Below are 26,863 nucleotides of genomic sequence, written 5' to 3'. Positions count from 1 at the left end.
ATGAAGATTGTCATAGTCACAGGGATGTCGGGTGCAGGCAAGACTAAGGCCGCAGATTGGCTTGAGGATCAGGGGTACTACTGCATCGACAATATGCCACCTAAGCTGGTGATGAATTTCGTAGAACTTTCGATGACAAATGGCATGGACAAGATTGCGTTCGTTGCCGATGTCCGTGGTGGTGAGTTTTTCTCCGATCTGGTAGAGGTTATCGATCAGCTAAAGAGCAGCGAGCAGATAGAGAGCGAGGTATTCTTTGTGGATGCTTCGACTCCAACGCTCGTCAGGAGATTCAACGAGACGAGAAGGCACCATCCGCTCGCGAGCGGAAAGGTTACACAGGCGGTAATCGAAGAGGAGCGAACACGGCTTGAGAGCGTGCGCAAGAAGGCTGATTATATCATCGACACCAGCACCATGAAGGTTGCTGATTTTAACCTGGCGATGAGAAGGATATTCCTCGGCAAGGAAGGGAATCAGTTCAATATCAACGTGACTTCATTTGGCTTCAAACACGGTATTCCGAGTGAATCAGACATCATGGTGGATGTAAGATTCATTCCGAATCCATACTATGTCAAGAGTCTCAAGAAGCTCACCGGCAACAATAAGAAAATCGTAAACTACGTGTTCAAGTCGGACCTCGCAAATGAGTTCGTGGACAAGTACCACGCGCTCATCAAGGAGCTCATACCTGGATACATCCACGAGGGGAAGTATCATCTCAATATAGCATTTGGATGCACCGGCGGTCACCACAGATCAGTGGCAATCGCCAACAAGATGGCAGAGCTCTTCCACGAGGACGGATACAGAGTGACGGTGACACATAGAGACCTTGATTTCATCGCAAAGGGAATTAGCAAGAAATAGATAGACTATAGATAAGCGCTAGCCCTTATGCAGTGATCAAGCGGTACAAATTATAACTTGAAGGGAGTCATACAGACAGATGTCTTTCTCATCACAGACTAAGGGCGAACTAGCGCGCGTCATGCCGAGCAAGAAGTGCTGCATGCTTGCGGAAATCACGGGATTTCTGAGAGTTGCAGGCAGCCTCAGACTTGCTGGCGGTGGAAAATTTACAATAGTAGCATCGACAGAGAATCCAGCGATTGCAAGGCACTATAAGACCTTAATCAAGGAATACTTCGGTAGCAACGCTGGTATCGAAGTCGGAAATTCACAGATGCCGGGGAAATCACGCGGTAACTATAGATACAGATACTCTCTGGTTATCAGGCCAGATGAGAAGAGCTCGCAGATACTACGCGAGACTGGCATGATGCTCATCCGAGAAGGTGATGAGTTCCTTAGTGACGGCATCTACCAGCCGATTGTCAGAAGTAAATGCTGTAAGAAGGCATACCTAAGGGGTCTATTCCTGGGCGTCGGCACCATGTCCGACCCCAAGAAGAGCTATCATCTGGAATTCGTGCTCAATAGCGAACATGTCGCACATGACCTAAGGAAGCTGATTGGAAGCTTCGTTGATTTGTCAGCTGGCCTAATTGAGCGCGGTGAAGAGCACATCGTCTACCTGAAGCGCGCTGAATACATAAGCGATATGCTAGGTATCATGGGTGCTAATGAGGCGATGCTGGAATTCGAAAATATCAGAATTGGTAGAGGGCTCAGGCGCGAAGTAAACAGGATCTCGAACTGCGACAACGCCAATGTAGACCGAACCCTGACCGCCGCCGAACAGCAGATACGCCATATAGAAATCATCAAGGAGAGGCTCGGTCTAGAAAACCTCGAACCTGTACTTCGCGACACTGCGGAGCTCAGGCTTGAGCTCCCAGGTGCCAGCCTATCGGAGATAGGCGAGGCTCTGAGCCCGCCAATCAAGAAACCGGGCGTGAGCAAACGCTTCGCAAAGCTGAAGGAGATAGCGGAGGGGCTTGCGAGGTAGAGCTTGGTGCTGAAAGTGATGATTGAGGGCTGGTGGATGCTGAAACTTAAGTAGTTAGAGATCAGAAATTGCTGGGAGATTTTTAGTAATCGGGGATTGGGAATTCGGTTTTGCTGGCTGTGATAGATGAGAGTGCAGATTTTAGACTATTTGGTGTGAAACTTAGGGAGTTTTATGGCTAATAATTTGGTAGAGATTTTAGCAGGGGCAAGACTGAGAAGCAAGTAAAAAGAGGATGGGATTTTAGCGGTTTGGAATTCAAAAATCAAGCACAAAGTGGCCGATTTTAGCGGCTGGAGGAATAAAAATCAAGCCACAACTCGTATAAAATTGGTGGATTTTAGCAGTTGTGATTTGAGAAATCAAGTCCTGCAGATAATGAAGGCGGGATTTTAGCAGACGCGGAGGATGAAAGCAAGCCCTTTAATGAATAGATTTGAAGGATTGTAGCAGAGGTGAGGCTAGAATCAAGCACTTCTATAAATAAAATTCAGAGGATTTAGTAGACGCAAAGTTTTGAATCAAGATTAATTTTGATGAGGATTCTAGCAGGAGAGAAGCCTCGAATCAAGCACTTTTATAAATAATGTTGGATTTAGGTGGAAGATTTTAGAGGATGGGAAATCGAAAAGCAAGTAATCTGTGTTTAAAAAGCGAAAAATTCTAGCAAGCAAATTGTTAAAAAGCAATACTAGGTAAAGATAAATTTAGAAAAAACATTCCGAGGTGAAAATGAGCGATAATATTGATAAGACTGCTGCTCTTGTAGTTAATGAAGGGCAGATTGTAGAGCTCGAAATTACAGATATGACTGATGATGGCAAGGGACTGGGCAGGTTGTCTGGCCTTGCTATTTTTGTGGCGGGCGCCGTTCCGGGGGATAAGGTGAGCGCCCGCATCACGAGGCTCAAGAAGCGCTACGCATTTGCTGAGACAATTACGCTTCTTGAGGCTTCCGCAGCCAGAGTACAGCCGCCGTGCCCGTACTATCAGGACTGCGGCGGCTGTTCGATGCTCGAGCTTAGCTATGAGGAACAGCTCCGCATCAAGCGCAAAAACATAATCACTAAGCTCGAGCGTATAGGCGCCCTTGAGGAACCAACTGTCATGGAAGTCCTGGGCGCCGCAGATAGAATCGGAGCCGACGGAGGGCAGGCTGGGCAGATCGGGCGACCTGGGAAGACCGAGGAGTCTGAGGAGACTGGGCAACCTGAGATAACTGGAAAGACCGAGGAGTCTGAGGAGGCTGGGCAACCTGAGCAGACTGAGAGTGCTGGCGGTACTGCCAGCGAGGCTTTTGACTCAATGCTTAGATACCGTAACAAGGCTGAGTTCGCAGTTGCGATGACGAGCGCTGGCCCGCTCGTCGGCTTCAACAAGCGCGGTAGCAACAAAATAGTCGACTGCACCGACTGCCTCCTTCAGAAACGTGCAACTATGGCGGCAGCCAATGCAATCCGCAATCTCCTACAGGACAAGCTGATTTCCGTATACGATGTGAGACACGGCAAAGGATTTCTAAGGGGATTCACCATCAAGGTCTGCGAGGGCACGGGTGAGATGATGCTCATATTTACAGGCACAGCCAAGCATCTGCCAAATGCCGAGAAAGTCATCTACACCATCAGCGACGCAATCGATGCGGTCTCGACCGAAGCCGAACCATACTTCCTACAGAGCGTGGTTGTCGAGGTGAATAAGGCAAAAGACGTCCGCGAACCCGCTACCGCTTACGAGGTTGTGGCAGGCTCCAATACGGTTACCGACATAACGGACGACGGCATGAAGTTCGAAATTTCCGCACCTGCTTTTTACCAGGTCAACACGAAGCAGATGAGCAAGCTCTACGCCAAGGTCAGGGAATACGCCTGTCTCAAGGGCGGCGAAACCATCTTTGACCTCTACTGCGGCATCGGAACCATCGGCCTCAGCATGGCGACTCAGGCTGGCATGATTATCGGAATCGAGTCAGTAAAAAATGCCGTTATCGATGCCAATCGCAACGCAGTAATCAACGGCATTGTAAATGCACGCTACTACACCGGCCGCGCCGAACATGTGATGCCGAGACTCCTCGACAAAGAGGATAAGCTTTTCCTAGATTATATCGATGAAAATGCCCCAAAGATCGCTATCCTCGACCCTCCGCGCGCAGGCTGCGATGAGGCGCTTCTCCGAGCAGTCGCAAGTTGTGAGGTGGACAAAATAGTGTACGTGTCCTGCAACCCAGGAACACTGGCTCGCGATATCAAGCTACTAGGTGAACTCGGTTATGAGTTCGTGGAGGCGACACCAGTGGATATGTTTGTGGCGACGATGCACGTCGAGTGCATAGCGTTGATACAAAGAGTGAAATCGTAAAAATCCTGTATTTTAAGCAGCTTTACAAGCATTTTGTATTTGTAGAAGATGGCGATGGAGGACGAAAAAAGTCCTGAGAAATTATATTGATGTGAATGGTTGTATTGATATGGTTTGTGGAGATACAAAGAATGCTTTAGAAAGTGAGGATTACTATATGATGAGATGGATAATAAAAAAATCTTGTTTCCAATTAGCTTACTGTTAAGTATCTTCACTGCCTTTCTGACATTCTTACTTGGTATAGGAACAATGATATTATATTTATTGATGCTTATGTGTGTCGTTGTCGGGGCTGTATCATTGTTTCAAAAAGATTTTTCAACTGGCATAGAAGCATTGATATTAGGATTCCTGTTAAGTCCATACGGAATACCGATGGTTGGAGCAGCAGTTACAGCTTTTTTACAAGGTATCAATGAAGCAATAAAATCAATCTAAAAATTTTCATAAAAATGGTTACCAAAGGCGATAGAGAAAAAACTATCGTCTTTTTCTTTGCAAATTTTTAAGAAGGGAGGTGATCCTGCATGGACTTTGACTATTTCTATAATCGTGAAGCAGAGCGATTTAACTTTCTGAAAGTGCCTGAAATATTGGTAGACGGAGAAGAATTTAAGGGACTGTCTGCTGAAGCCATTATCCTATACTCCATGCTTTTGAAACGAACTGGAATGTCCTTTAAGAATAACTGGATAGACAAGGAAGACTTTTGGTTAATCTGAGGCAGGGTATCCTCCAATAGATATAAAATTAATGGATAGTATGGAATATTATAAGGCTTTTGACGAGTATCATGAAAAAAATAATCTTTCTGCAATGGAGAAACTGTTTGCAGGTTATGTAAACTCCAGACTTGACATGTATTTGAAAATATTGGAATAGAGTGAAAGGATTAAAAAATTATTGCTATTTCATAGAAATGCACTATAAATCTAGTCATTTATAGTGCATTTTTAATTGACAGAACCTTGGCAGTATGTAAAAATAACTGTGTATTTGTACAAAGTCCACATATAATATGTAAACAATACATATACATTTGAATATTTTAACTATTATAAGGAGGTAGTTTGCTATGTCAGATTTTTATAATGAGGCACTGGAGTTTGCGAAAAAGCATGTAGCACCTTATGCAAAGGAAACCGATGAAAATGCGGCTTTTCCTGTGGAAACCTTTAAGGAGATGGGGAAAGCAGGATACTTCAAATTGATAATTCCTACAGAGCTTGGGGGCTTAGGAAAAGGAATAGTAGAGCATCAGGAGGCAGTGCTTGCATTTGCAAAATATTGCCCAACAGCAGGCCTTTGCTATATGATGCACAATGTTGCACTTAACTGTGTACTTGCAAATGCAACAGAAGAAACCAAGAAAGCTATTTGCAAGGATGTTGTAGAAAATGAAGTATTTTTAGCACTTGCTTATTCTGAGTTCGGCACAGGAACACATTTCTATCTGCCTGAAGTAAAGGCTGAGTATAGTGCAGAAGGAGTTGTATTAAATGGAGTTAAATCCATGGTAACTTCCGCTGAACAGGCTGCTTATTATCTTGTACTTGCTCCTGCTGAGAAAGAAAACGCAATCAATAACTGGATAGTACCAAAGGACAGTGTCGGACTTTCATTTGCAATGAATCAGTGGAAGGGTATCGGTATGAGAGGTAATGTATCCTGCCCAATGAAGATGGACAATATAAAACTTCCTATGTCTATGAGAATTGGTGAGGACGGAAGTGGTATGGATCAGGTATTTGCTCAGGTAGCACCTATGTTTATAGTTGGTCTTGCAAGCGTATATACCGGTTTAGTACAGGCTCAGCTTGAACTTGCAACCAATTATTCTATGAGCAGAAAATATCCTGATGGAAGATCACTTTCCAATATTGAAACAGTACAGATTCACTTAGCTAGAATATATACTATGGCTCAGACTTCTGAATTCTTAACAAGAGAAGCTGCAAGAAGCTTTAACGCTGGTGAAGCTGATGCAGTTGCAAAAATCATTGCGGCAAGAATCAATGCATCTGAAAATGCAATTGAAGCATCAAGACTTGCTATGAGAATAGGAGGAGGAAAGACTTACAACAAGGCAACGCAGATTGAGAGACTTTTAAGAGACTCTTACGCAGGTCAGATTATGGCTCCATCTGTAGATGTACTCATTGTATGGTTAGGAAAGGCTATTACAGGACAGCCATTAGTATAATAGTAAATAATCTGACAAGAGGGAATATATGAAAAAATTAAAAGTAGGTGCAGTTTTATATGATCCTAAGGTGTCTGTTATATGGCAGATGATAGAGGATTATTACAAGGAAAATGGTGCGGAGATAGAAGCCGTATATTTTAAAGATTATGATTTGCAGGTAACTGCATTAGAAAATAAAGAAATTGATATAGCTTGGAATTCTCCATTAGCAAGGCTTGATTCACATCTTAGACTGGCTGGAAAAGATAAGTTTGGGCCTATGAGAAATACAGACAGAGACCTTTGTACTTATATGGTTGTTAGAAAAGACAGGGGCTTTAAGAATGTATCTGATCTTAAGGGCAAGAAGATTGGCTTCGGTGCCATAGATTCTCCACAGGCAAGACTCATACCTATCAAATTCTTAAGAGATAATGGTCTAGAATTTGGAAAGGACTATGAGGAAGTAAGATTTGATATTGGAGTTGGACTTCATGGTGACCATGTTGGTGGTGAAAAAGATGCAATGTATGCAATGATTGATGGCAAAACTGAAGCAAGCTTTGTACTTGCACCAAACTTTGAAGCTTGGCTAAAGGACGGAAGTGTTGATGAAAATGTTGTTGAAGTTTTAGCCAAGACAGAAAAGTTTGATCATTGTCTGTTCTCTGCTCATCAGGATGTAAGTGATGAGGATTTGAAAGAGTTCTCCGATATAATGCTTAAGATGGACTATTCCAATGAAAAAGAAAAAGAGATAATGGATATGGAAGGTCTGACTAAGTGGGTTGAGGGAAGAACAACAGGCTTTGAGCAGATTACAGAAGCAAATAAGTATCTGAATTTCTTGGAAAATTTTAACGAAAAGAGATAAAAATATGGCGGTAGATAAGTTTAAACCTTTATCTACCGCTCTTATTGGTTCTATGCCTAGAAGTGAAAAGGTACTAAAGGCTAGACGCATGGTAAGAGCTGGTATGATGGAGAAAGAAGAATATATGAACCTTGTCGAGGAACAGACGAGGGAAATAATTAAGATGCAGGAAGAACTTGGTATAGATATCATAACTTCCGGTGAGATAGCAAGGGATAATTATGTTTCGTTCATTTCAGAAAAAATAGGTGGAGTCATTGAAATGACTCAGGCTGATATGCTTGAATATATAGAAGATAAGAGGGAATTTGAAAATCAGCTCAGTATCTTGGATGTACCAGCTCAGTCAATTAAAAATGCAATCTGTAATGATAAGCTTGTTTACAAGGGAGACATAGTAAAAAATGAGCTTCTGATGGTAAAAAAATATACTGATAAGCCTATTAAGATCACAATGCCGGGGCCTTATCTGGTTACCAGAAGTATGTGGCTGTACGAACTTTCTAAAAATGGATATCCGTCCAAAGAAGCTTTAGGTGAGGCTGTAATTGATATTTTTGAAAAAGAAATATTAGAAATTCAAAAAATAGGAGTGGATGTAATCCAGCTTGATGAGCCTGTTCTGACTGAGATTGTGTTTACTGAGGGTAAGCCAAGAAGTTTTATGTGTGCCAGTCTGTCACAGAGAAAAGATCCAACAGAAGAGTTGGAATTTGCTACGCATCTAATAAGTTCAGTCATTAGCAAAATTAATAAAAAATTATCAATGTCAGCCCTGCATGTCTGTAGAGGGAATTGGAGCAAAAAAGAAGAAATTTTACTGGAAGGACCGTATACTCCTTTGGTTGAATTATTTAGTAAATCAGGTTGCGATAATCTCTCTCTTGAATTTTCGACTCCAAGAGCCGGAGAACTCAAGGCGTTATTAGCAGATGATAGGATTAACAGTGATATTATTCTTGGTCTGGGAGTGTTAAATCCGAGAATGGATGAGGCAGAGAGTGTAGAAGGCATAGTGGAGAGAGCCAGGGAAGCCTTAAAATATGTAAAAAAAGAAAATCTTTGGCTCAATCCTGATTGTGGTTATGCAACATTTTCAAATAGACCGGTGAATACATATGGAAATATAGAAAACAAGATTAAAAACATGGTTACAGCAGCAAGGATATTAAGAGATGAGTGTTAGAGAATCTGAAATTTATGAAAAAAAATATAGATTAATTGCTGTAAATAACGGCGTGAAAGCCTATAATGAAAAAATTAGTATCAATATAAATGAAAATATCAGCTTTGATTCTAAAGAAGAAGAATTTACCTCGCTTGACCACTTTGTTGCCTCTATAGTTTCGGATTTGCTTATTACAATAGATAAATATGCAAAAAAACAGGGTGAAACAATAATGGACTTAGAAAGTCAGACTGTGGTAACTGTGAAAAATCCCCTGAGTCTCTTGGCTGTAAAGGGCTTTGATGACTTGCCTTATATTGAGAGTATCAAGATAAAAATATACCTATATACCTTTATGGAAGCTGATAAGGCTGAGACTTACTTTAGAAATATCATATCAAAATGTTTAATCTATAATACCTTAAAAGATAGGTTGGATATTAGCATTGAGTTTGAGTTCACCATTTAGATTTAAGAAGATTTTGTGGAGAGGAGGGTGCGGACATAACCTTGGATTAGTCGGATAGACTGTCCAAGAAAATGTCCGCACCCTCGGTATCGTTGCGGGCTGATTTTAGCACCTCTCTCCGTGATTGCCATAGCTATTGTTTTTGGAAAGGGAACGGAGACGGTGGGAACTGTTGGCAGTATTATCACGATGATACAGATGATTCCTTTAGCTGGAGTGATTATTTCAACAGAAATCGCATTGAAGAACAATTTTGATGAAAACGGGAGAAGGAAATAAACTTGGGATTTATTTTTGTATCTGTTACATTAGAAAATATGATACAAACAAATCAGAGTTTGAAGCACTGGTAAAAAACAGTCTTGCCAAAGAACAGACCGAAAAATCTTGAAAAGTGCCGAGAGTACGAGCGGATAAAAGCAAGAGAATATAGAGCAAGAAAGAGGCTACAAGCAACAACCTAAAACCAAATATCAACCAATATGAAAAGAGGTTTCCTAATTACAGGAAATCTTTTTTGTGCAAGTCGAAAGGAGGAACTAAATGGCAGAAAATGAGAAAACAGATATTAAAGAACTAAAGACAGAAGAACAATCACCCCACCAAAATCCTGATGGTATTCTTACAAAAAAGATAAATGGAAAGACCTTTGTAACAGAGATATATTTTGATAAAAAGAGTAAAGAGACATTTCAAGATAAGCTGTTTAAAGTAATACAAGCTAAGGTGAATAGTGGTGATTGAGTATGAAATCTGGCAGTAGAAAAATGCCTAAAAAATACCATAATATTAAGCGACATAGACAAATAAATTAGAATTTGACGATGGGAATGAGAAAGCATGAAATATAACAAATTATCAAAATATCTAATAATTACATTTGCTATCACATATTTCTGTTATGATCAAAAACTGATAGAGATACAGCAGGCTGGGGATATTGATGCACAAGCAGAGCTTGTAAAAGAAATAGATTATAAATATTTTGTTGATGTAGTTGGCTTGCCAAAAACAAGAAGTATCAACGATAAAGTTGCAAATTTATGTAAGTATTTTAAGGTTGCAGATTTAAGAATTATGTTGCAGCCGGATTTTCTAATAAATTTTAGATCAAGTTCATCTTTTAATAGTGATAAGAACATCATTAATTCTAGAGCATGGATTCAAACAGCTATAAACATCTCAAAAGATATTGAGACGAAGCCTTATAATGCAGCGAAGTTAAAAGGGTATTTACCTGAGCTTAGAGGTATGACGGTAAAGAAGCCGAAGGAATTTTTGCCAAGAATGTATGAAATATTTGCTGAATGCGGTATTGCATTTGTTTTATTACCACACTTGAAAAATTCAGGCGTGAATGGTGCTGTCAAGTGGGTAACAGAAGATAGGGTCGTTCTTGCGATAAACAATCGAGGAGTTTATGCAGATAAGTTCTGGTTTTCTTTATTTCATGAAATCAGGCATGTACTTCAGCAAAAGATTAAGAAGGTCTTTATCAGCAGTACGCTAGAAGAAATGATGGATATTAATAATAAACTGGAAATAGATGCGGATAAGTTTGCAAAGAACTATTTGATTTCGCCTGAGGATTATAGAAGATTAGCTCCTTCAAGATATACATCTGATGATGAGATTGTTGAATTTGCTAAAACGATAGGAATTCATCCAGGAATTGTAGCCGGCAGATTGCAACATGAAGGAATAATTCCACAAGAAAGATGCTCAAAATTAAAAGAAAAGTATGGTTTTGAAATAAAGAAAATGAACCGTCAAATTTTAGGGAAAGATGAAATGTAAAGGGATTGGGCATTTTGCCCAATCCCTTTTGCATGGGGAAACATCAGTTATTAGTTTGTTGACCTTTGTGAATTGGATTACTGCGAGTAGCAAAAAGAATTCCTTTCTCGGATGTTTACCCAAAAACGTATTATGAGAAAGTGAAAAGCGGGGCAAGAGTAAAAATTGCCTCGCTTTTCGTATACCGAATCTGACTCTAGGCTCTATAAATTTTAATTATTCTAATCTATTTGTGTATTTACTTGAGTAGAAGTATAATACTTCTGTAAATATTGTAAGGCATAGTAAGTTTAAATTGAAAACAATGTATCTGTTTATTTGCTAGTATTTATGCAAGTGGATGTTAGTAAAATACTGAGAAATATAGAATTTAATTTAATCTCATTAGGTCGGGCAGTCTTTTCATGTGGAAAAACGTCAGGCTATTATTGTGCCTTCTTTTAGAATAAGGAGGGATCTTAATGGATAGAAATGATCTATCAAAAATCCAACAAATTATTGCTTTTAATTTCAAAAATCTAGATTTGCTTCAACAGGCTTTTGTGCGCAGATCATATTCAAAGGAGTACGGTGGCGAGAACAATGAGGTGCTTGAATTTATTGGCGATAAAGTACTTGATTTTATAGTGGTGAAAATACTTTCTGAAGAGTTTGGTATGCTTGCATCAGAAAGGGATAATTTTAACACAAATGAAGATTTTAATGAGTTTGTATCTAAATACCAGGAAAACAAACTTACTGAAATTAAAAAAAGATTGGTTAAGAAAGACACACTTGCAAATTGTATTTATAATCTAGGGCTGGCTGAGTATTTGATTATGGGAAATGGTGATCAAAAGAATAATGTCCAGGAATCACATTCGGTTATGGAAGATTTGTTTGAAGCTATACTTGGGGCAGAAGCAATCGATTCGAATTATGATATTTCACGAATACAGGATTCAGTTATGGTAATGCTTAATCCAAAGGCCATTATATTTGAAAATAAAATCAATTATATTCAAGAAGTTCAAGATTGGAACCTAAGAAGAACTGGAGATTTACCGGAACGTGAGTTTGCGGAAACCTACAGATATTATTTCACAACTCGCGACTTATTGCATTCTAAAGCACCCAATAGATACGAAAAGTACGTTTGTTTTATCACTGTAGACGGAGTTAAAAAAGCCGTTGGTTATGGTGCGACCAAGGCGATGGCGCATGAAGAAGCATCAAAAAACATATATGACTATTTGGAAGCAAATAGCATGTTATATACAATTAAGGATGAAATCGTTAATCCCTCATTAAATATGGCGATTAACCAGCTAGAGACTTTATCGCGACGCGGCTATTTTTCTATTCCAGAGTATAGTTTTAAAGAGTTTCATGATAATGACGGCAACCCTTTTTGGAATGTGGAATGTCATATTGATGAAATGGAGTACTATTTCTATGCAGCAGCCTCTTCTAAGAAACAAGCAAAGAAAAAGGCAGCGTATGAAATGTTGAAGTATGTATTAGATAATTTTGAGGAAAACTAATTATGTCAAAGTGAGCTTTTAATTGTGATTCTGGTGAATATGAAGAGATTGATAGTATGGAATTAGCTGGACTATAAGTGAATATATTTATAATTATAATGATAGAGAATACCATCGTGAAGAGGAAGAAGTTGGACTTCGTAAGAATAGCATATTTAATGATGATGAAGATGAGTTGTTTTGCTAGAGAAAGGAACTATTGATGCAACTATTAACAATAGATGAAATAATATCTTCGATAATGAAAGAAACTGAGGGACTTGATGCTGAAATAACAGATGGAATTGTCCTTAGCAAAAAAGAGATTCCGCAGTCTGAAATCGAGAAATTAAAATCCGAACTTGGAATAGAGTATTTAGATTCGACATTTTCGGAGTATATTTTAGGCTATAATTGGGGGAATTTCGGTTTTCTCAGCTACCAGTTTGGATATGGAGATGAAACGAGCCTAAGCTGGCTGATTAACCGCAATCTTGATTATGATGAGTATCCCGTTCTTCGCAAAAAGAACCTAATAATTATTGCAAACGGCGACCCATACACTATTCTACTAGATTGTAAGTCCGGCGAGATATATGCATTCACAAGCGACATGAGTTATGAGGAGATAGTACCTGTTGCTTCCGATTTTGAAGAATTTGTAAGAGCGATGGGAACTGCGGAGTATGCTGTTTGGAAAAACGCTGAAAAAGAGTTTATAGAATCGATGGAGCGTGAGTATTCCGAGAGCAGCCTTAAGTTTTGGAAAGAACTTGTGAGCGTGTACTAAGCACTATGTAAAGGAGGCACCATGGAATTTATCATAGCTAATGAAGGCATTCCTCAAAATATCGGCTGTGAAGGAGCGACTATTGCGTACTATGGTAGTGAGATAGAGTTTCACTATGAGACGGTTCCTCCGCATGGCGACGAAATCTTTTCCGCAGAATTACCACTCCTAGATATTAAGCTTCCGTTCTGGATATATGGGAGGAATTTGATTTTTCTTGATGCGTATTATTTGCTTGCAGAAACAGTGGAGGCGCACACTTGGAGTCCCATAACTAGCAGGCTTATCAACATACATACTGGCGAAAGTGTCAGTCTTGGTGATTGGTATAATAATGTGAAGGTAAAAACGAATTACGTTGAATTAAAAAATGACTTCACTGGGGAAACGATGATGTTAAAGGATGTTAAGAAGCTGAGCTGGGTTTAAAATGCTGTAGGGATATGGAAGAGTTACGGAACCCGGAGAATGGCTTGGCGATATTATTGGTGTTTCTGACAGCAGACCAGAAGGATATTTGCTTTTAAAGAAAATATATATGGATAGGTAAATGATAAAGAGTGATTCTCGTAGAAAAAACTGAATGATATTGAAGAAATGAAAGGCTTGTTAGAAAGCGGATTAAGTAGATAAAGATCTATTTTAAGAAAATGATTTGAATAAATTAGATAATTAAGGAGATGATACAACTGAAAATAAAAAATGATGAGTTGGAAAAAATAGAGCCTAGAATATTATGTGAAGAGGCCTGGCAAGAAATAGCGAGTCATTTCCCGGATTTTAAGGTGCTTTCAAAGGGGCAAAAATTAAAGAGGGTTGCGAAAGATAAGGATATTTTCTTCGAAATATATTTCCAAGCAAATAGATATAATAATAAGGATAGCATAGAATTTATTCCACATATTGGTATTTATTCCAAATCAATAAAGCGTGCAGGTATCAATAATGGATTTATATATGGCGGTGATTTAGGCTCGTTAAGTTCAAGAAAACCGCATGCGTGGTGGCAACTTGCAGGTGCGAGCTATAAATGTACTGTGGAAGAAGTAAGCAATCTTATAAAAATACACGTTATTCCAATTTTCAATTATTTCGAGGATACTCAAGCAAATATTGATAGAATTTTAGAAGGAAATTGCACGTCAGAGAGTTTGTTATACTATATATACTATTTTGGCGGTAAAAATAAAGCGCAGCAGTATTTCAATAGAATTCTAAAGGTAAATAAATTTAAAAATAAATATATCAGTTTCTATGAATCATTGAAAAGTATGCCTGAAGAAAACATTGATTTGAATTACTCGGAATTTTCTGGGGCTATTATGATTAAATTCGCATATCTGAATGGTATTGAAATAGAAAAATAAATTTGAATTTAGTGGAAAAAATAAGAGCAATCAAGTTAATAGATAATGTAAAACTATCGGATTAATCATACACCAAAAGAGGCGATAACATGCAAAAAACAAACACACTAGAAAATAACTTAGTTGACGATTCGCTGCAAGAAGCACTAGTAGATACTACAAAAGAATGTGCTTCAAGCGACTAGGAATCAAGATAGATGAAATTTGCAGATAGAGAGCAGGATTTGATGGAGCAATCCATTTTATTCCAGACTTACTTAAGGATGAATACAAGTTCCGTTCTATTGACATGAAAACAGTCAAAATGATAATCGAACAAGTGAGGGGCTATGGAAGAGTTACGGAACCCGGAGAATGGCTTGGCGATATTATTGGTGTTTCTGACAGCAAACCAGAAGGATATTTACTTTTAAAGAAATTGTATGTGAATTGGTAAGTTAGAATGATTTGCTCTCACGCATTCAAAAACGGAGGGAATGATATTGCTATTTAGCTTTATCAATTAACTAAACCTGCAAAGCGGCTTGCTTCGAGAATGAATCCATATAAATTGATATGTTATATTTTTAGATGTAATGCACAAGCATTAGGAGGTACCCATGACCACCATTACTGATTGGCTTGGAAAAGTTGAAGATCTCACAATTACATACGATGCAGTCGTTTCCCAAAATAACCTTCTCGCTGAAAGTATTTCTGAAAAAACGGGGTTACCTTCTGTAATTTATCCGACTTCAGAGAATCTCAGAGAAGTTGTTGAAGTAGATTGGACTGATAACGTAAAAAAGGCGGATAGAACTGATTACCTTTTGGCTATCACCAGTGGAGCAATAGCGGGTCTTATTGACTCTTTCTTTGCCGGCAAATTCTCGCTTGAACATGCAAATAAGTGGGGAAGTAATGAGATTAATAAATTCGTAAAGATTGTGGCACACCGAAATGGATATGAAGGAGATAAATTATCTGGGGCAATCGCTTTCATGGAGAGAAAATATGCCATTGCTGCAGATAGTAAAACAGCTGACTTTGGAGGAGGGCTGCAGCATCATCTTCGTGACTTTTCACATCATTTCAGCCTATGTGGTCTAATGTGCTCAATTTTCACGCAGTTCTCGAGTAAGGTCATTGGAACTGACACTAACGGCAAACTGCTAATTGTTGATGTTGCTGATAAGACCCTTATTGGCGAGAATTTTGCAGAAAAGGTTTTGTTCGGAATTGTACATTGGTTTTTTCATATGGTTAGCGATATGGCTGGTTCGAAATCAACCGCAGGAAAAGGCACTGGTATTCCAGGACCGATTTTATCACTGATAAAGGAAGCTTCCGTACTTCCGTGTTTTAGAGATAGAAAAATTGGAGAAAATGAGATTCACGTTTGGATCTCAAAACTATTCAATGGAACACTTTTGGCAAAGCGTGACAAAAATGGAAAAATCATTAAGCCAGTGAAATTCGATTTGAGAAGCGAAATTGGTATATTGCAAGAGTTTGGTAGACAGAGTGTTCCCGTAATTATCAATGAATGTTTGGTTCGCGGAATGTACTTCTTAAGAAGACTTAACATTGCGATAAACGAAGCAGATGTTAATTCCGTAAAGGATTTGGAAAACATAGATATCTCAGAACTTTTGCCATTCAATAACCGAATAATTAGGAGGATGGTGACAGTTTCATCTGGAACATTTCTAGCGGTCGATAGCATTGATGCTACGATAAGATCTGCGATCAAGAATAAGGGAATAAACCCAAAGACCTTTGTAGACTTTGCGGTTCATATAAACTATGCAGGCATAGGACGATTTGTCATTGCTTGCAAAGCAGATGGGTCAATAGTTGCTGAAGATATTAGGGAAGAAAAAGAAAAGAAAGTAGAAATAGAAAATGAATTCGAGAAGGGTGTTGCAAATCTCGAATGCTTGTCATTAAATTATGAACAGCTTAGAGTTTTATACTCTCTAGAGAAGCTCATCTTAGAAGATGATATTTATATTACGGAGAAATACTCCTCGAAAAAGTTGAAGCTTGAGTGGGCAAAAGCATGGGTTGATAAATTAATAGAGAATCTATCTATCGCTCAATCTGAGAAGGATGAATTTTTCTTAAGTGAAGAGGAGCTAGGAAGGCGTTTCCAGGACAATGCTAATAGAACTTGGGTTTTCCTGGTATCTATGGAGGCAAGTCTCTTTAGACCTTATTACCCAATATTCGGTGATGATAAGGACAAGAGCTTTAAAAAGCTTCAAAATAAGAGCAAATATCTAAACAACCGGTTCATTGAAATACAAAATAAGGTCAAAAAAGAGGATATTGAAGCTTTCACAAAAATACATAAAAAAGCTGGCGCAACAATTACTGGCACAAAAAGAAGCATAGTAATTAGTGCAGTCGGAACAACTGTGGTAGTTCTTGTGTCTGGAGGGCTTGCATTTACATTTGCACCTGCAATAGCAACTGCGATTATCGGCGAGGGTGCGGCAGGGTTATCAGGAGCTGCACTTACCAGCTATAGCCTCGCAGCTGTTGGAGGCGGTTCTCTTGCAGCTGGTGGTTTAGGAATGGCTGGCGGTACAGCGATTATTACTGGTGGCGGAGCAATTGTCGGAATGATCAGTGGAACTGGAATATCTGCAGTTACGACGATGAATCTTCTTTCGCAAGATGGATATGTACTAAATGAATGTTGCAAACTCCTAACCTTTAGTCAAGTTGTTTTACGAGATAAGATAAAAGACTATAAAACGATAGAAACAATATATAGCAAGGTGGATTTTAGAGTTAAGACCCTAGAGCGAGTTGTTGAAGAATTCTCAAAACAGTCTGATGAGATGGATAAAGAGCAGAAAAAGGAAATCAAGACCAAGGTTAAAGTAGCAAAAAAGAGCATAAAATATCTGAAGAGATGTGCCGAAGCGCTACAGAAACTCTCCAATGGTGTTGATGTTGAAGTTCAATATTTATTACTTCCAGATTCGGAAAGTACAAACCGTTAATTATACACGAAAACATAGAATTGCTTATCAATTATCAAAAATCACCCAAACTCAACCACCAGTTCCTGTACCCACACATGAATTTATCATATGCTCGAGTCATGAAAGGAGGTGTCCGATATGGATCAAATCAAAATTGGAAAATTCATAGCATCCTGCAGAAAGGAAGGACACATGACTCAGGCTGATCTCGCCGAGAAGCTAGGCATCAGTGACCGAGCAGTATCGAAATGGGAGACTGGAAGGTCCATGCCAGATTCGGGAATCATGCTAGAGCTATGTGCGCTTCTACACATTAACGTAAACGAACTCCTGTCGGGCGAAAGGATCATGACAGAATCATATGACAAGAGAGTAGAGGAAAATCTTTTAGCCATGAGGCGAGAGATAGAACAGCGCGACAAACGGATGCTCAGACTGGAGATGTGGCTGACCGTACCGACAATCGTAGTGGGAATCATCCTCATAGTTCTTGCGGTGCTCCTCGCCATGCCGATGTGGCTCAGAGTAGCGCTGGTTACATTCACTGTCGCTATGGTTGTTGTAGTGGGATTCATTGCGGTTGGCATTGAGCAAAATGCAGGTTATTATGAATGTGAGTGCTGCCATCACAGGTACGTTCCGACCTATAGAGAGGTAATCTTAGCTCCGCATAGAGGTAGAGACAGGTATATGAGATGCCAAAAGTGCGGTAAGCGGTGCTGGCAGAAGAAAGTGCTCACAGCTGAAGACTCAGATCTCTAAACCGCGATAGTACATATTGCAATAATCAATAATCAATAATCACTAATCACAGGGGATAACACATGACCAAACAACAACTCCTCGCCCTCTGGCAGGGCAAATCATGGGACAGCTCACCAGCTGGAATATACTTTGTAAGCCGCAAGCCCGGTAAGGATTTGCACTTTAGCTTCTCTGGATATAGCGAAAAGGATATAAAATCTATCCCAGACTCAATAATGAAAAGGCTAAGTGTCGAACTCACCGAGTTGGATCAAGAGGCACTACGCCTTATAAAAGAAAATTTCCCCGAAGAGAATGTCGAAGGTATCACGCTAACCGACGTAATGTTCGATAAGAGTGGATGCTACGATGCATTTGCGTTAGGATATTATGTGGGTGAATCACCAGCGGGTGAACTGTATCTGCTAGTTAGCTTCGACGAGGAATTTGAGGCTAATAGAGAAGTGATCTGCGAAGCGTATTAAAGAGTAGCATCGGGAAGCATTAGATATACGCGGTTAATCGGTATCTTTTCGCCGAAATCCATACCTAGACTCCATGCTACTACAAACCACTACACACCAAGAAAGGCAATACTATGAACGATAAAATAAAAGCTTTCATCGAAGATTTCAAGAAAATCGAGAACAGAGAAACCATAAAGATCAATTTAATACCCGAAACCAGGACTCCGTTGACAAGCAGCAACGTTGCGGGCTGGTTCTATTTGCCGAAAACCGCGAACATCCCTACTACCGATAGGGGTGAACAGCTAATGTATATGGCGCAGATAAACTGCGAGGAGCTGCCTGAGAACAGCATCTACCCATCAAAGGGCATCATGCAGTTTTGGATTTTTGGCGGAGACTATAATCTGGGCAACGACTATACAAAGCCTACTTCAGATAGCAAAAAAAGGGTTATTTACTATCCAGAGATAGACAAGCATTTCTCTGAAGAGGAACTCAGAGAGATGTACGAACCACAGAAGGATAAGAAGGAAGATGAACTTATCACACCTATTAATGACGGTGCACCATTTGCCATGTCCTTTGAAAAAACTAGCCAGTGGATTATGCCGAACGATTTCCGATTCGAGGAGATTTTTACTGAGAAGCTTAATGAACATATCGATGAGCAACAGGCAGAGGGTGACGAATCATATGACATCGACGATGAAGAGGTTGATGAGATCATAGAAGAGCTCGATATTTCGAATCACACTCAGATTGGTGGCTACGGCCATTTCACGCAGGAAGATCCACGCATGTACGAGGACTTCGAGGATTACACTGAGTTGCTGTTCCAACTGGACTCCGAGTTCGGAACTGACGACTATTACATCCTGTGGGGAGACTGCGGCGTAGGAAATTTCTTTGTGACAAAAGAGCAACTTCGCAACTTGAACTTCGCCGAGAGCCTCTATAGCTGGGACTGCTGCTAATCGCAAAATAGACTATAGGATTTTACTGCCCGATACCTGAGCCGCGTGTAAGGGGGATATATATGAGAAGACAGGACAGAGAGATAACAGAATTAGACGAACTGATGGAGATAATAAATCGCTGCGATATATGCAGGCTAGCGCTTAACGACGACGGATATCCGTATATACTTCCGCTCAACTTCGGCACAGAGGTGAATGACGGTAAGCTGACGCTGTATTTCCACAGTGCACTCGAGGGCTACAAGGTTGGACTATTCGAGAAAGATAATCGTGCTACCTTCGAGATGGACTGCAAGCATGAGCTCGAGTATTTCGAGGACAAAGGGTACTGCACGATGGCGTATGAGAGTGTAATCGGAAGAGGCAGGATTCGAATCCTCTCGGATGATGAGAAGATGCACGCCCTGAGGCAGCTCATGAATCACTATCATGAGGATAAAAATGCATATTTTAACCCTGCCGCTGTTCCGAGGACATTGGTGTATGCGCTAGAGGTTGAGCATATGACGGGGAAAAGAAAGAAGCCAAAAGGTCATATACATTTATAAGTGATCTAGGGTATGATTATATAGTACCTATTGCTTCAGTGTTTGAAGAATTTACAAGAGCGATGGGAACGATTCAGTGCGCAGTATGATGGCAAAATGAGAAATATTTTGCAAAGCTGATGGAGCGAGGAGCTCCCGAGGTTAACCTAAATTTCTGAAAAGAATGGGTAAGCGTATATTAAACAAAGTGTAAGGGGTGAAATTATGATTACTGAGAAAATGACATTGGCAGAAGTCGTTAGGCTTTATCCACAAACAATTCCTTATCTAAATGAGCTACATCTCGATTATTGCTGTGGGGGACATCTACCGATGGATGAGTCTTTTCCTGATGGTGAAGTAGATGTGCAGAAAATTGTGGCAGAACTTAATAAACTAGCTGCAAAGCCAGCTCCATCACAGGATGGTGGCGCTGCATCTATCGAAGCATTCAAGCGTCTAAGCGTTAACGACATGCTTGCAGACCTTGAAGTGACACATCATAGAGTTGAACGCGAGATGATGACCCAGCTAGATCAGCTCATCAATAAGATTCTAGTTGTTCACTACACGCACCATGCGGAGGAACTAACGAAGATCCATGATCTATTTGCAGCTATGAAGGCTGAACTTGAGGTTCACTTTGCAAAAGAGGAGCGCTTAGTATTCCCTCTAATGCGTGTTAATCCGCATCCAGACAATGAGACGCTTGCCTTTATCAAGCAGCTTGAAGATGAGCACAATGCGGTGGGCGATATGATTAAGGAGATGCAGAGGCTAACTAATGATTATACAGTGCCTCAAGATGCATGTGTGACTTATGAGCGCACATTTAACTTAATTAGGGAGTTTACCGAGGATATCTTCGTGCATGTTTTCAAGGAGAACAGCATAGTTTTCCCTGAGTATGAAGAACAAGCTTAGAGCTACGACTCAGCCATGCTGCATATTTGCAGATGGGATAGACAAAATATGAGCAAGCGAATACTAGAAGGTGCGGTTTATATACCGTACCTTCTGTTTTTTTATTTTTTTGAATCTCAAAATGTATAAATATAATAAAAATGAATTTAAGTCAGAAAAGTGAGGTTGTACACAAAGCTGCTATTAATGCACTTTATTGTTCTTTTTTCGCACTTTTTATGGAATTAGCTTGCTTGTCTATCCGCTATAGGCTATACTCCAATAAAATGCATAAATATTATTTTTTGAACTGAATGACTACGTTATTAAAAGGAGGAACAACGTGAAACTTGCAAAACGAATTATTGCATTCATTGCAGTAATAGCGATTACAATTGGACCATTATCATCCCCGCAGGATGTTAGCGCTGCGACTCAGAAGGACGGCTATAACATCACGATTTCTAATGTGACGGTGTCACCTAGCCCGGTGAACGTCGGCTCTCTAGCTTCTCTGAAGTTCGATTACAACATCGATACGCAGTCGGGGAATGCGATGAAGCCAGGTGATACGATTAAGCTGTCGACGAATATCGGGACGATGTTTGGCAATCTCCCAAGCTCCGATGTTCCGCTCTATTCCGAGAGCGGACAGAAGGTTGCGACAGCGACAATCACAGGGACAGAGATTAAGTTCACATTAGATCCAGATTTTCCGACAGACAGAAACTTCATGTCGGGAAGTCTATACACAGGGGCTAGACTGAAGGCGCTAGATAACGGTGCTACAGCAGGATCTCCAGTGACAAAGCCTCTCACCATTGAAGATGCTTCGGCTAATGTAACCTTCAAGGTTAGAGATGCAGTTCCGGGGACCAACACTGGTGGTGTACCTGCTGATCCAAGTCTCAGGACCATTAACAACAGACTGCTTGAGAAGCAGGGCTGGACTTCGGCATACGACACAGCTAGGATTAAGCTGATCTCCAATCAGCTGGGTTCGCTGCGTCTCTTTAACACTTACAACAATATCGATAGCACCTTCGGAACTTATCAGGAACAGACTAACATGATGATCGTTGATAAGATTCCAAGAAATGGCGTTGTTGACCTAAGCACTATCTCGATTTCCGCAGTTCGTTACAACTGGACAGAGGTTCCTGCAGGTGGAAACACATTTTACGGACAGGCGGCTCCTGGAACAGTGATGCCGATAGAGCGCGGAAGCAACTGGATTCCAGTGACGCAGTATTTCAGCCAGATAACTCAGTCATCTTCAGATACTTACGACAGCTTCTATGCTAAGGTTAAGGCTCATAAGATGAGCTACGGTGTATTTACAGACCCTGAGACAGGAGGAGATACCTTCATTGCAAATATGTCTAACGACTCCCTGAAGTACACCGACCTCGAGCCAGCGCTCGCAGGCATTAACAAGATAAAGGACATCTACGGAACTAACGGTCCTTCTCATGGAAATGTCGTTACCTTCTTCGCCGAGTTTGACACTCACTACCCAGAGATCACAGCGGTAGAGACTGTTACTAACACAGGAAAAGCTAAGTCCGACCAGGCAGAGGATTCCGCATCTGTTTCATACACGATCGACAAGGCAAACGGAACTGCTACTGTTGCGGCAGGAAGCATACGTGTAAAGGCTGTAGATGACATCGATGGAACTACTCCAATTGCTGGGGCTGAGTTCAAGATTCAGACTAAGATTGGCGGAATTTGGATGGATTACTACATCAGAGGTCGTAAGGCTGCCGCTAAGACTAATTCGAGCGGCGAGGCTACAATCTCTGGACTATCAAGGGGTGACTACCGCCTAGTGCAGACGAGCACGCCGGCAAAGTACACATATACCAACAAGGTATTTAAGCCAAACCCAGCATTTACAACATCGGGTTCTCTAAATGCCACAGAAGGAACGTTCTCAATTCAAAGCGCGACGCAGCCAGGATTCTCAGCGATCGTTCCTAACTACCAGACTGCAGAAGCCGTGATTAAAGGCCACAAGGACTATGTCGATTCAGAAGGAACTGCGGTAACCATACCAGAGAACACCTTTGAAGTAAGCGTTAGCCAGATTGCGGGTGAGAACTACGATGGAGTGACGATGCCTGGCGATGTGACAACATTCGTGCACAGCGATGGACGCATCGAATTTGATAAGATAAAGTTCACAAAGGTTGGAACATACAAGTTCAAGGTTAAGGAAACAGCATCAAACCCAGTAGCAGGTGTATCATATGATACAGCTGAAAAAGAGGTTAAGGTAACTGTTGCTAACAATGGCGGAACACTCAAGGCTACAGCTGACAGCGAACCAAGATTTAGAAACGTGTTTACGTCCGTTAAGAAAAACCTAAGGGTTAAGAAGACTCTAAGTGGAGACACCCCGCCGGCAGCAGGCGAGTTTAAGTTCGAACTATCTCAAGCTGGAACTACAGCATTAGGATTAAGCGAGGCGCCAATGCCAGCAGGTTCTGTGCTAGGCAAGAAGGTTGTTACGGTTAACGGAGCAGGCGAAATTGACTTTGGCGACATCGAGTTTAAGGCGGTTGGTAAGTACACATACAAGGTAGTTGAGCTAGATACAGGCCTTGCAAATTACACTTACGATAAGACGGAGTACACGGTTGTCGTAGATGTTACAGCTGATGCTAATAACCAGCTCGTAGCAAATTACGAGATTAAGAAGGGTGCAGAAACTGTAAACGATTTAACATTTAACAACAAGTACGAAATACCAAAAGCGCCTACATCACCTTCAAAGGATAAGGCGGTTAAGAAGCACAAGTCACCAAAGACAGGTGATAGTACTGGAAACCTAATGCTAATGCTCAGCATCTTCGCAGCATCCGTACTAATGCTAATCGGTGCGGTTGGTTACAAGAAGAGAATGAGATAACTATAGACTTTATGAATCTACAAGGTAAATGATTATAAAGTTATAGCCAAAAAGCATTAAAGTCTTTACTGACAATCATATTAACTATAAAGCGGATAGTAGCTACGAGGCGGCTATTCGCTTTTTTAATGATTTGAAAGCTTGAAATAAAGTATAATTAATCAAAGGAATATGAATAGCAAAAGATAGCAACGGATAGCAACATATAAAATCAGGTAGCACCCGATAAAAACATAGAATTAGGGGGATAATAAATGGCAGGTAATGAACGAGTGCTCAACGAAGCGGAGCAAAGAAGACTAGAGAGATATAAGGTAAAATGTGAAGAACTAGAAAGCGAAGGGTACACCAAGACAGACCTTACGATATCAGTCGCAAAGGCGAACGTCGGGGCATTATATGGACTAATCATGACTGTGCCCTTTATTGTTATTTATGTTCTTAAATATAATGGAGCTGATTTTGGGAGATCACGAATTTCAGCTAGTTCGGGTATAACTGTTTTGGCACTACTATTATTGTTAACGATGGTACATGAACTAGTTCATGGTGTAACATGGAGCAGATTTACAAAAAATGGTTTCAAAGATATTGAATTCGGAGTGATTTGGAAATATATAACACCGTACTGCACTTGCAGTCAGCCACTTGGAAAGTGGCAATACATAACAGGCGCTTTGATGCCAGGACTGTTACTAGGAATAGTACCATGCATAATCGGGTGCCTTACGACCAATATACTTTTTCTTGCAGCTGGAGTGCTGATGACTATCGCTGCAGGTGGAGACATTCTAATAGTCAAGATGATATTGGGTAATAAAGCGTCTAAAACAGCGCTGTATCTAGACCACCCGACAGAGATTGGGCTAGTGGTGTTTCAGAAATAAGTTTCGCTACCACCTTATGAGACCAAGTACAACAAGATGGGCAGGATAGAATAAATAGAAAAACCATTTGTTAAATGAAGCCTTGCTACCACGCTCGCCGTTATAAGCATAGATAATCGGGATAACCAAGAGCGTGCCAATCTGCCACACCTGACCGTACCAAGGTAGACCGTGGCTTACACACATGAACGCTGACAATGAAAAACTAAGGACGCTGATGGCCGCATAACAGATGGCCTGACGGTCCTTATTTTCTTTGTTCATATAAATCGACAGTGTGAATAGCGGCCCAAATATCAGCCAGTCTGTCTTCATCGACAGTACAAGTAATACGATGACAGCGATAATACCCTTTAATGTGCCAATCTTCTTCCAATTATCTACAACCTCCATCAAGGCAAATGAACATGCAAATGTAAATAACACATTGCCAAGTGGCAGGGTGAAGGTTCCCGACTCGAAGAATGAGAATGGTATCTGTGCGATTACCGCAAAGGTGAGAAGCCTAGAGAAATACTTTTTTCTGTTGGATGTATGAACGAAGCCTTCAGCGAGTGCAAGGCACATCGAGGGTGCCGTTATTCGCCCTATCAATCTAAGGACAATATAAATACTGGCATCCGGTGCAAAAAACACGGATGCCAGATGATCACAAACCATTGATATTATCGCTATGTATTTGATCTTATTTATGCTCATTTTTATACCAGTTTCACTATTAAAATGATAATCACTTTTCGCTTGTATTTTACCATAGAACATCAATTATCTTAAAGAGCTTACTCGCTTCCTGATATAAATCGTAAAACCAAGGCTTATTATCATTGTCCCAAATACGACTAGCCAAGCAGTGACATTCGTATTATCTCCAGTCTTTACAGTTTTCTTTGACTTTAACGGAGTATTTTTACTCTGACTAGCAGCTGGCTGCTTCGACTTAGTGTTGGTTATAGTCGTAGTTTTGCCGTCTGCTGAGACATCAACTTTGGAGCTATATCCAGTTGGGACATCGAGTTCCTTTACAGTCCATGTATAGCTATCGTCGAGGTTGTTCCAAGTATACGACCAGTTATTTGTAGCATTAAGCTCTACTGGTGTGCCGTAAGCGGTACCGTCCTTGTACAGCTGAGCCTTTGCGGACGACTCGGAACCATTCTTCCAGATCTTCTTAACCGTGTGTGTCACATATTTGATAGTGGTGTTGTTAAAGGATATAAATCCATTTCTGTCTCCTGTGTAATTCATTGAGCCATCCGGATTGAAGGTTAATCTAACACCGTCGTATGTATAGTAGTTTCCGTTAATCTCAACGTAGTCAAGATCATATGAATACCTACCAGCAAAATATGGATAACCATTGAAGTAGCACTTTACAGTATAAACGGTCTTATCATACTTGATGCCTGGAACATCTGTAGGGATCTCTTCCACTGTAAAAGTTACATATTTTGTCTCAGGTGAAGGCTGTTTTTCTTTTAAATAATAAGAGACAATACTATCGAAATATACAAAAAAAGTGTTGCCTCCATTACCAATATTTTCGTAAGGCTCGTGTGTAAGCGGTGAATCGTAATCCTCGTGCTTACGAATGTTGCCTTCGGGATCCTTGATAACTATTTTAAATTTCCCTATGTATTCAGTGGGAACTGGTCCATTATCAAGAGTTTTAGTGAATTCGGCTGGGTATGGTTGGTAACTGGCAAAAGCGGAGCCCAGCGAAAAAATGTTTATAAGCATGAGTGCGAATACTAACACTGCTAGCTTTCTGATTGTTCTTCTTGAGTCTGTCATAACGCCCTCCTTTTATGTGGTTTATGGATTATATCATAAGCATAACTAAAATATACCTGAATAATCTAAATTGTTTTTTAAAAAAACATTTGTAAAATTTTATATAAAAAGTCTCGCTAAATCCGAAAAATTTGTGAACTTAGACTCATAAGACTAAGTGAACCCAACGGGTACAGAATATTTCAATATGTCAATACTGTGTTTTTTGGTGTCGAACTCGTGAATATATAGTCAAATTATAAGT

The 26,863-nt window shown here is 40.3% G+C and carries 24 protein-coding genes and 3 pseudogenes; 25 read left to right on the top strand and 2 right to left on the bottom strand.

The features are described from left to right. The 25 genes and pseudogenes from rapZ to Q7O90_RS06655 all read left to right on the top strand — a co-directional run bounded on the left by rapZ (position 1) and on the right by Q7O90_RS06655 (position 24,828). Positions 1–873: an RNase adapter RapZ gene (gene rapZ / locus Q7O90_RS06775; protein WP_273279557.1), complete on the top strand. Its 873-nt coding sequence runs from the start codon at positions 1–3 to the stop codon at positions 871–873. Between the two features lie 79 nt (positions 874–952). Then, positions 953–1,915, top strand: a complete 963-nt coding sequence (gene whiA, locus Q7O90_RS06770; RefSeq protein ID WP_304128817.1) for a DNA-binding protein WhiA — start codon at positions 953–955, stop codon at positions 1,913–1,915. A gap of 732 nt (positions 1,916–2,647) precedes the next feature. Beyond that, positions 2,648–4,276 (top strand): 23S rRNA (uracil(1939)-C(5))-methyltransferase RlmD, encoded by a 1,629-nt coding sequence (gene rlmD, locus Q7O90_RS06765; protein ID WP_304128815.1) that lies wholly within the window; start codon positions 2,648–2,650, stop codon positions 4,274–4,276. Then, positions 4,243–4,427, top strand: a pseudogene (locus Q7O90_RS06760) (hypothetical protein); the annotation flags it as partial. The gene rlmD and the pseudogene Q7O90_RS06760, both read left to right, overlap by 34 nt. A gap of 9 nt (positions 4,428–4,436) precedes the next feature. Further along, positions 4,437–4,717, top strand: a pseudogene (locus tag Q7O90_RS06755) (CD1845 family protein). Positions 4,718–4,806: 89 nt separating this feature from the next. Further along, positions 4,807–4,983, top strand: a pseudogene (locus tag Q7O90_RS06750) (replication initiator protein A); the annotation flags it as partial. Between the two features lie 371 nt (positions 4,984–5,354). Then, entirely contained in the window at positions 5,355–6,482 is a 1,128-nt protein-coding gene (locus tag Q7O90_RS06745) for an acyl-CoA dehydrogenase family protein (RefSeq protein WP_273067580.1), read from the top strand. Positions 6,483–6,510: 28 nt separating this feature from the next. Beyond that, positions 6,511–7,338: a phosphate/phosphite/phosphonate ABC transporter substrate-binding protein gene (locus Q7O90_RS06740; protein WP_273067578.1), complete on the top strand. Its 828-nt coding sequence runs from the start codon at positions 6,511–6,513 to the stop codon at positions 7,336–7,338. A gap of 4 nt (positions 7,339–7,342) precedes the next feature. Next, positions 7,343–8,524, top strand: coding sequence for a cobalamin-independent methionine synthase II family protein (locus tag Q7O90_RS06735; RefSeq protein ID WP_273067576.1), 1,182 nt, complete (start codon positions 7,343–7,345; stop codon positions 8,522–8,524). Then, positions 8,514–8,975 carry a hypothetical protein gene (locus tag Q7O90_RS06730; protein WP_287300108.1) on the top strand — a complete coding sequence of 154 codons (462 nt, stop codon included), beginning with the start codon at positions 8,514–8,516 and terminating at the stop codon, positions 8,973–8,975. The genes Q7O90_RS06735 and Q7O90_RS06730 overlap by 11 nt, the downstream gene beginning before the upstream one ends. Before the next feature lie 543 nt (positions 8,976–9,518). Continuing rightward, positions 9,519–9,719 (top strand): transposon-encoded TnpW family protein, encoded by a 201-nt coding sequence (locus tag Q7O90_RS06725; RefSeq protein ID WP_287300107.1) that lies wholly within the window; start codon positions 9,519–9,521, stop codon positions 9,717–9,719. 96 nt (positions 9,720–9,815) lie between these two features. Beyond that, entirely contained in the window at positions 9,816–10,772 is a 957-nt protein-coding gene (locus Q7O90_RS06720) for an ImmA/IrrE family metallo-endopeptidase (RefSeq protein WP_304128808.1), read from the top strand. A gap of 461 nt (positions 10,773–11,233) precedes the next feature. After that, positions 11,234–12,295, top strand: coding sequence for a ribonuclease III domain-containing protein (locus Q7O90_RS06715; protein WP_304128806.1), 1,062 nt, complete (start codon positions 11,234–11,236; stop codon positions 12,293–12,295). 202 nt (positions 12,296–12,497) lie between these two features. Then, complete coding sequence (locus Q7O90_RS06710; protein ID WP_304128805.1) at positions 12,498–13,064, top strand: SMI1/KNR4 family protein; 567 nt, start codon at positions 12,498–12,500, stop codon at positions 13,062–13,064. A 21-nt stretch (positions 13,065–13,085) separates the two neighbouring features. After that, positions 13,086–13,493, top strand: a complete 408-nt coding sequence (locus Q7O90_RS06705) for a hypothetical protein (RefSeq protein ID WP_304128804.1) — start codon at positions 13,086–13,088, stop codon at positions 13,491–13,493. A 281-nt stretch (positions 13,494–13,774) separates the two neighbouring features. Beyond that, positions 13,775–14,431 (top strand): DUF4304 domain-containing protein, encoded by a 657-nt coding sequence (locus Q7O90_RS06700; protein WP_304128802.1) that lies wholly within the window; start codon positions 13,775–13,777, stop codon positions 14,429–14,431. A gap of 304 nt (positions 14,432–14,735) precedes the next feature. Further along, the gene (locus Q7O90_RS06695; RefSeq protein WP_304128800.1) at positions 14,736–14,867 is read left to right on the top strand and encodes a hypothetical protein; all 132 of its coding nucleotides are present in this window, start codon (positions 14,736–14,738) and stop codon (positions 14,865–14,867) included. A 163-nt stretch (positions 14,868–15,030) separates the two neighbouring features. Continuing rightward, the gene (locus Q7O90_RS06690) at positions 15,031–17,424 is read left to right on the top strand and encodes a hypothetical protein (RefSeq protein ID WP_304128798.1); all 2,394 of its coding nucleotides are present in this window, start codon (positions 15,031–15,033) and stop codon (positions 17,422–17,424) included. A 120-nt stretch (positions 17,425–17,544) separates the two neighbouring features. Next, the gene (locus tag Q7O90_RS06685; protein WP_304128797.1) at positions 17,545–18,168 is read left to right on the top strand and encodes a helix-turn-helix domain-containing protein; all 624 of its coding nucleotides are present in this window, start codon (positions 17,545–17,547) and stop codon (positions 18,166–18,168) included. Between the two features lie 62 nt (positions 18,169–18,230). Then, positions 18,231–18,635, top strand: coding sequence for a hypothetical protein (locus Q7O90_RS06680; RefSeq protein ID WP_304128796.1), 405 nt, complete (start codon positions 18,231–18,233; stop codon positions 18,633–18,635). A 113-nt stretch (positions 18,636–18,748) separates the two neighbouring features. Beyond that, on the top strand, positions 18,749–19,594 hold the full coding sequence (locus Q7O90_RS06675; protein ID WP_304128795.1) for a YwqG family protein: 846 nt from the start codon (positions 18,749–18,751) through the stop codon (positions 19,592–19,594). 62 nt (positions 19,595–19,656) lie between these two features. Beyond that, positions 19,657–20,145, top strand: a complete 489-nt coding sequence (locus Q7O90_RS06670) for a pyridoxamine 5'-phosphate oxidase family protein (RefSeq protein WP_304128794.1) — start codon at positions 19,657–19,659, stop codon at positions 20,143–20,145. Between the two features lie 204 nt (positions 20,146–20,349). Further along, a complete protein-coding gene (locus tag Q7O90_RS06665; RefSeq protein ID WP_304128792.1) occupies positions 20,350–21,048 on the top strand; it encodes a DUF542 domain-containing protein in 699 nt (232 codons plus the stop codon). A gap of 322 nt (positions 21,049–21,370) precedes the next feature. Further along, the gene (locus tag Q7O90_RS06660) at positions 21,371–23,941 is read left to right on the top strand and encodes a Spy0128 family protein (RefSeq protein ID WP_304128791.1); all 2,571 of its coding nucleotides are present in this window, start codon (positions 21,371–21,373) and stop codon (positions 23,939–23,941) included. 254 nt (positions 23,942–24,195) lie between these two features. Beyond that, positions 24,196–24,828 (top strand): DUF3267 domain-containing protein, encoded by a 633-nt coding sequence (locus Q7O90_RS06655; protein ID WP_304128789.1) that lies wholly within the window; start codon positions 24,196–24,198, stop codon positions 24,826–24,828. Positions 24,829–24,834: 6 nt separating this feature from the next. Here the strand turns inward: Q7O90_RS06655 and Q7O90_RS06650 are convergent, their stop codons facing one another. Continuing rightward, complete coding sequence (locus tag Q7O90_RS06650; RefSeq protein WP_304128787.1) at positions 24,835–25,527, bottom strand: TraX family protein; 693 nt, start codon at positions 25,525–25,527, stop codon at positions 24,835–24,837. Positions 25,528–25,593: 66 nt separating this feature from the next. Then, positions 25,594–26,619: a Cna B-type domain-containing protein gene (locus tag Q7O90_RS06645; RefSeq protein ID WP_304128785.1), complete on the bottom strand. Its 1,026-nt coding sequence runs from the start codon at positions 26,617–26,619 to the stop codon at positions 25,594–25,596. Between the last annotated feature and the right edge of the window lie 244 nt (positions 26,620–26,863).

Origin of the sequence: Mogibacterium diversum, from assembly GCF_938028775.1 — a bacterium.
Classification (GTDB): Bacteria; Bacillota; Clostridia; order Peptostreptococcales; family Anaerovoracaceae; genus Mogibacterium; species Mogibacterium diversum_A.
Note: the sequence above shows the minus strand (reverse complement) of the source record. Positions and strands in the feature narration are given on the sequence as shown.

Coding starts and splice junctions, on each gene's coding strand:
- rapZ (WP_273279557.1), top strand. CDS start 1: ATGAAGATTGTCATAGTCACAGGGATGTCGGGTGCAGGCAAGACTAAG.
- whiA (WP_304128817.1), top strand. CDS start 953: ATGTCTTTCTCATCACAGACTAAGGGCGAACTAGCGCGCGTCATGCCG.
- rlmD (WP_304128815.1), top strand. CDS start 2,648: ATGAGCGATAATATTGATAAGACTGCTGCTCTTGTAGTTAATGAAGGG.
- Q7O90_RS06745 (WP_273067580.1), top strand. CDS start 5,355: ATGTCAGATTTTTATAATGAGGCACTGGAGTTTGCGAAAAAGCATGTA.
- Q7O90_RS06740 (WP_273067578.1), top strand. CDS start 6,511: ATGAAAAAATTAAAAGTAGGTGCAGTTTTATATGATCCTAAGGTGTCT.
- Q7O90_RS06735 (WP_273067576.1), top strand. CDS start 7,343: ATGGCGGTAGATAAGTTTAAACCTTTATCTACCGCTCTTATTGGTTCT.
- Q7O90_RS06730 (WP_287300108.1), top strand. CDS start 8,514: ATGAGTGTTAGAGAATCTGAAATTTATGAAAAAAAATATAGATTAATT.
- Q7O90_RS06725 (WP_287300107.1), top strand. CDS start 9,519: ATGGCAGAAAATGAGAAAACAGATATTAAAGAACTAAAGACAGAAGAA.
- Q7O90_RS06720 (WP_304128808.1), top strand. CDS start 9,816: ATGAAATATAACAAATTATCAAAATATCTAATAATTACATTTGCTATC.
- Q7O90_RS06715 (WP_304128806.1), top strand. CDS start 11,234: ATGGATAGAAATGATCTATCAAAAATCCAACAAATTATTGCTTTTAAT.
- Q7O90_RS06710 (WP_304128805.1), top strand. CDS start 12,498: ATGCAACTATTAACAATAGATGAAATAATATCTTCGATAATGAAAGAA.
- Q7O90_RS06705 (WP_304128804.1), top strand. CDS start 13,086: ATGGAATTTATCATAGCTAATGAAGGCATTCCTCAAAATATCGGCTGT.
- Q7O90_RS06695 (WP_304128800.1), top strand. CDS start 14,736: ATGATAATCGAACAAGTGAGGGGCTATGGAAGAGTTACGGAACCCGGA.
- Q7O90_RS06690 (WP_304128798.1), top strand. CDS start 15,031: ATGACCACCATTACTGATTGGCTTGGAAAAGTTGAAGATCTCACAATT.
- Q7O90_RS06685 (WP_304128797.1), top strand. CDS start 17,545: ATGGATCAAATCAAAATTGGAAAATTCATAGCATCCTGCAGAAAGGAA.
- Q7O90_RS06680 (WP_304128796.1), top strand. CDS start 18,231: ATGACCAAACAACAACTCCTCGCCCTCTGGCAGGGCAAATCATGGGAC.
- Q7O90_RS06675 (WP_304128795.1), top strand. CDS start 18,749: ATGAACGATAAAATAAAAGCTTTCATCGAAGATTTCAAGAAAATCGAG.
- Q7O90_RS06670 (WP_304128794.1), top strand. CDS start 19,657: ATGAGAAGACAGGACAGAGAGATAACAGAATTAGACGAACTGATGGAG.
- Q7O90_RS06665 (WP_304128792.1), top strand. CDS start 20,350: ATGATTACTGAGAAAATGACATTGGCAGAAGTCGTTAGGCTTTATCCA.
- Q7O90_RS06655 (WP_304128789.1), top strand. CDS start 24,196: ATGGCAGGTAATGAACGAGTGCTCAACGAAGCGGAGCAAAGAAGACTA.
- Q7O90_RS06650 (WP_304128787.1), bottom strand. CDS start 25,527: ATGAGCATAAATAAGATCAAATACATAGCGATAATATCAATGGTTTGT.
- Q7O90_RS06645 (WP_304128785.1), bottom strand. CDS start 26,619: ATGACAGACTCAAGAAGAACAATCAGAAAGCTAGCAGTGTTAGTATTC.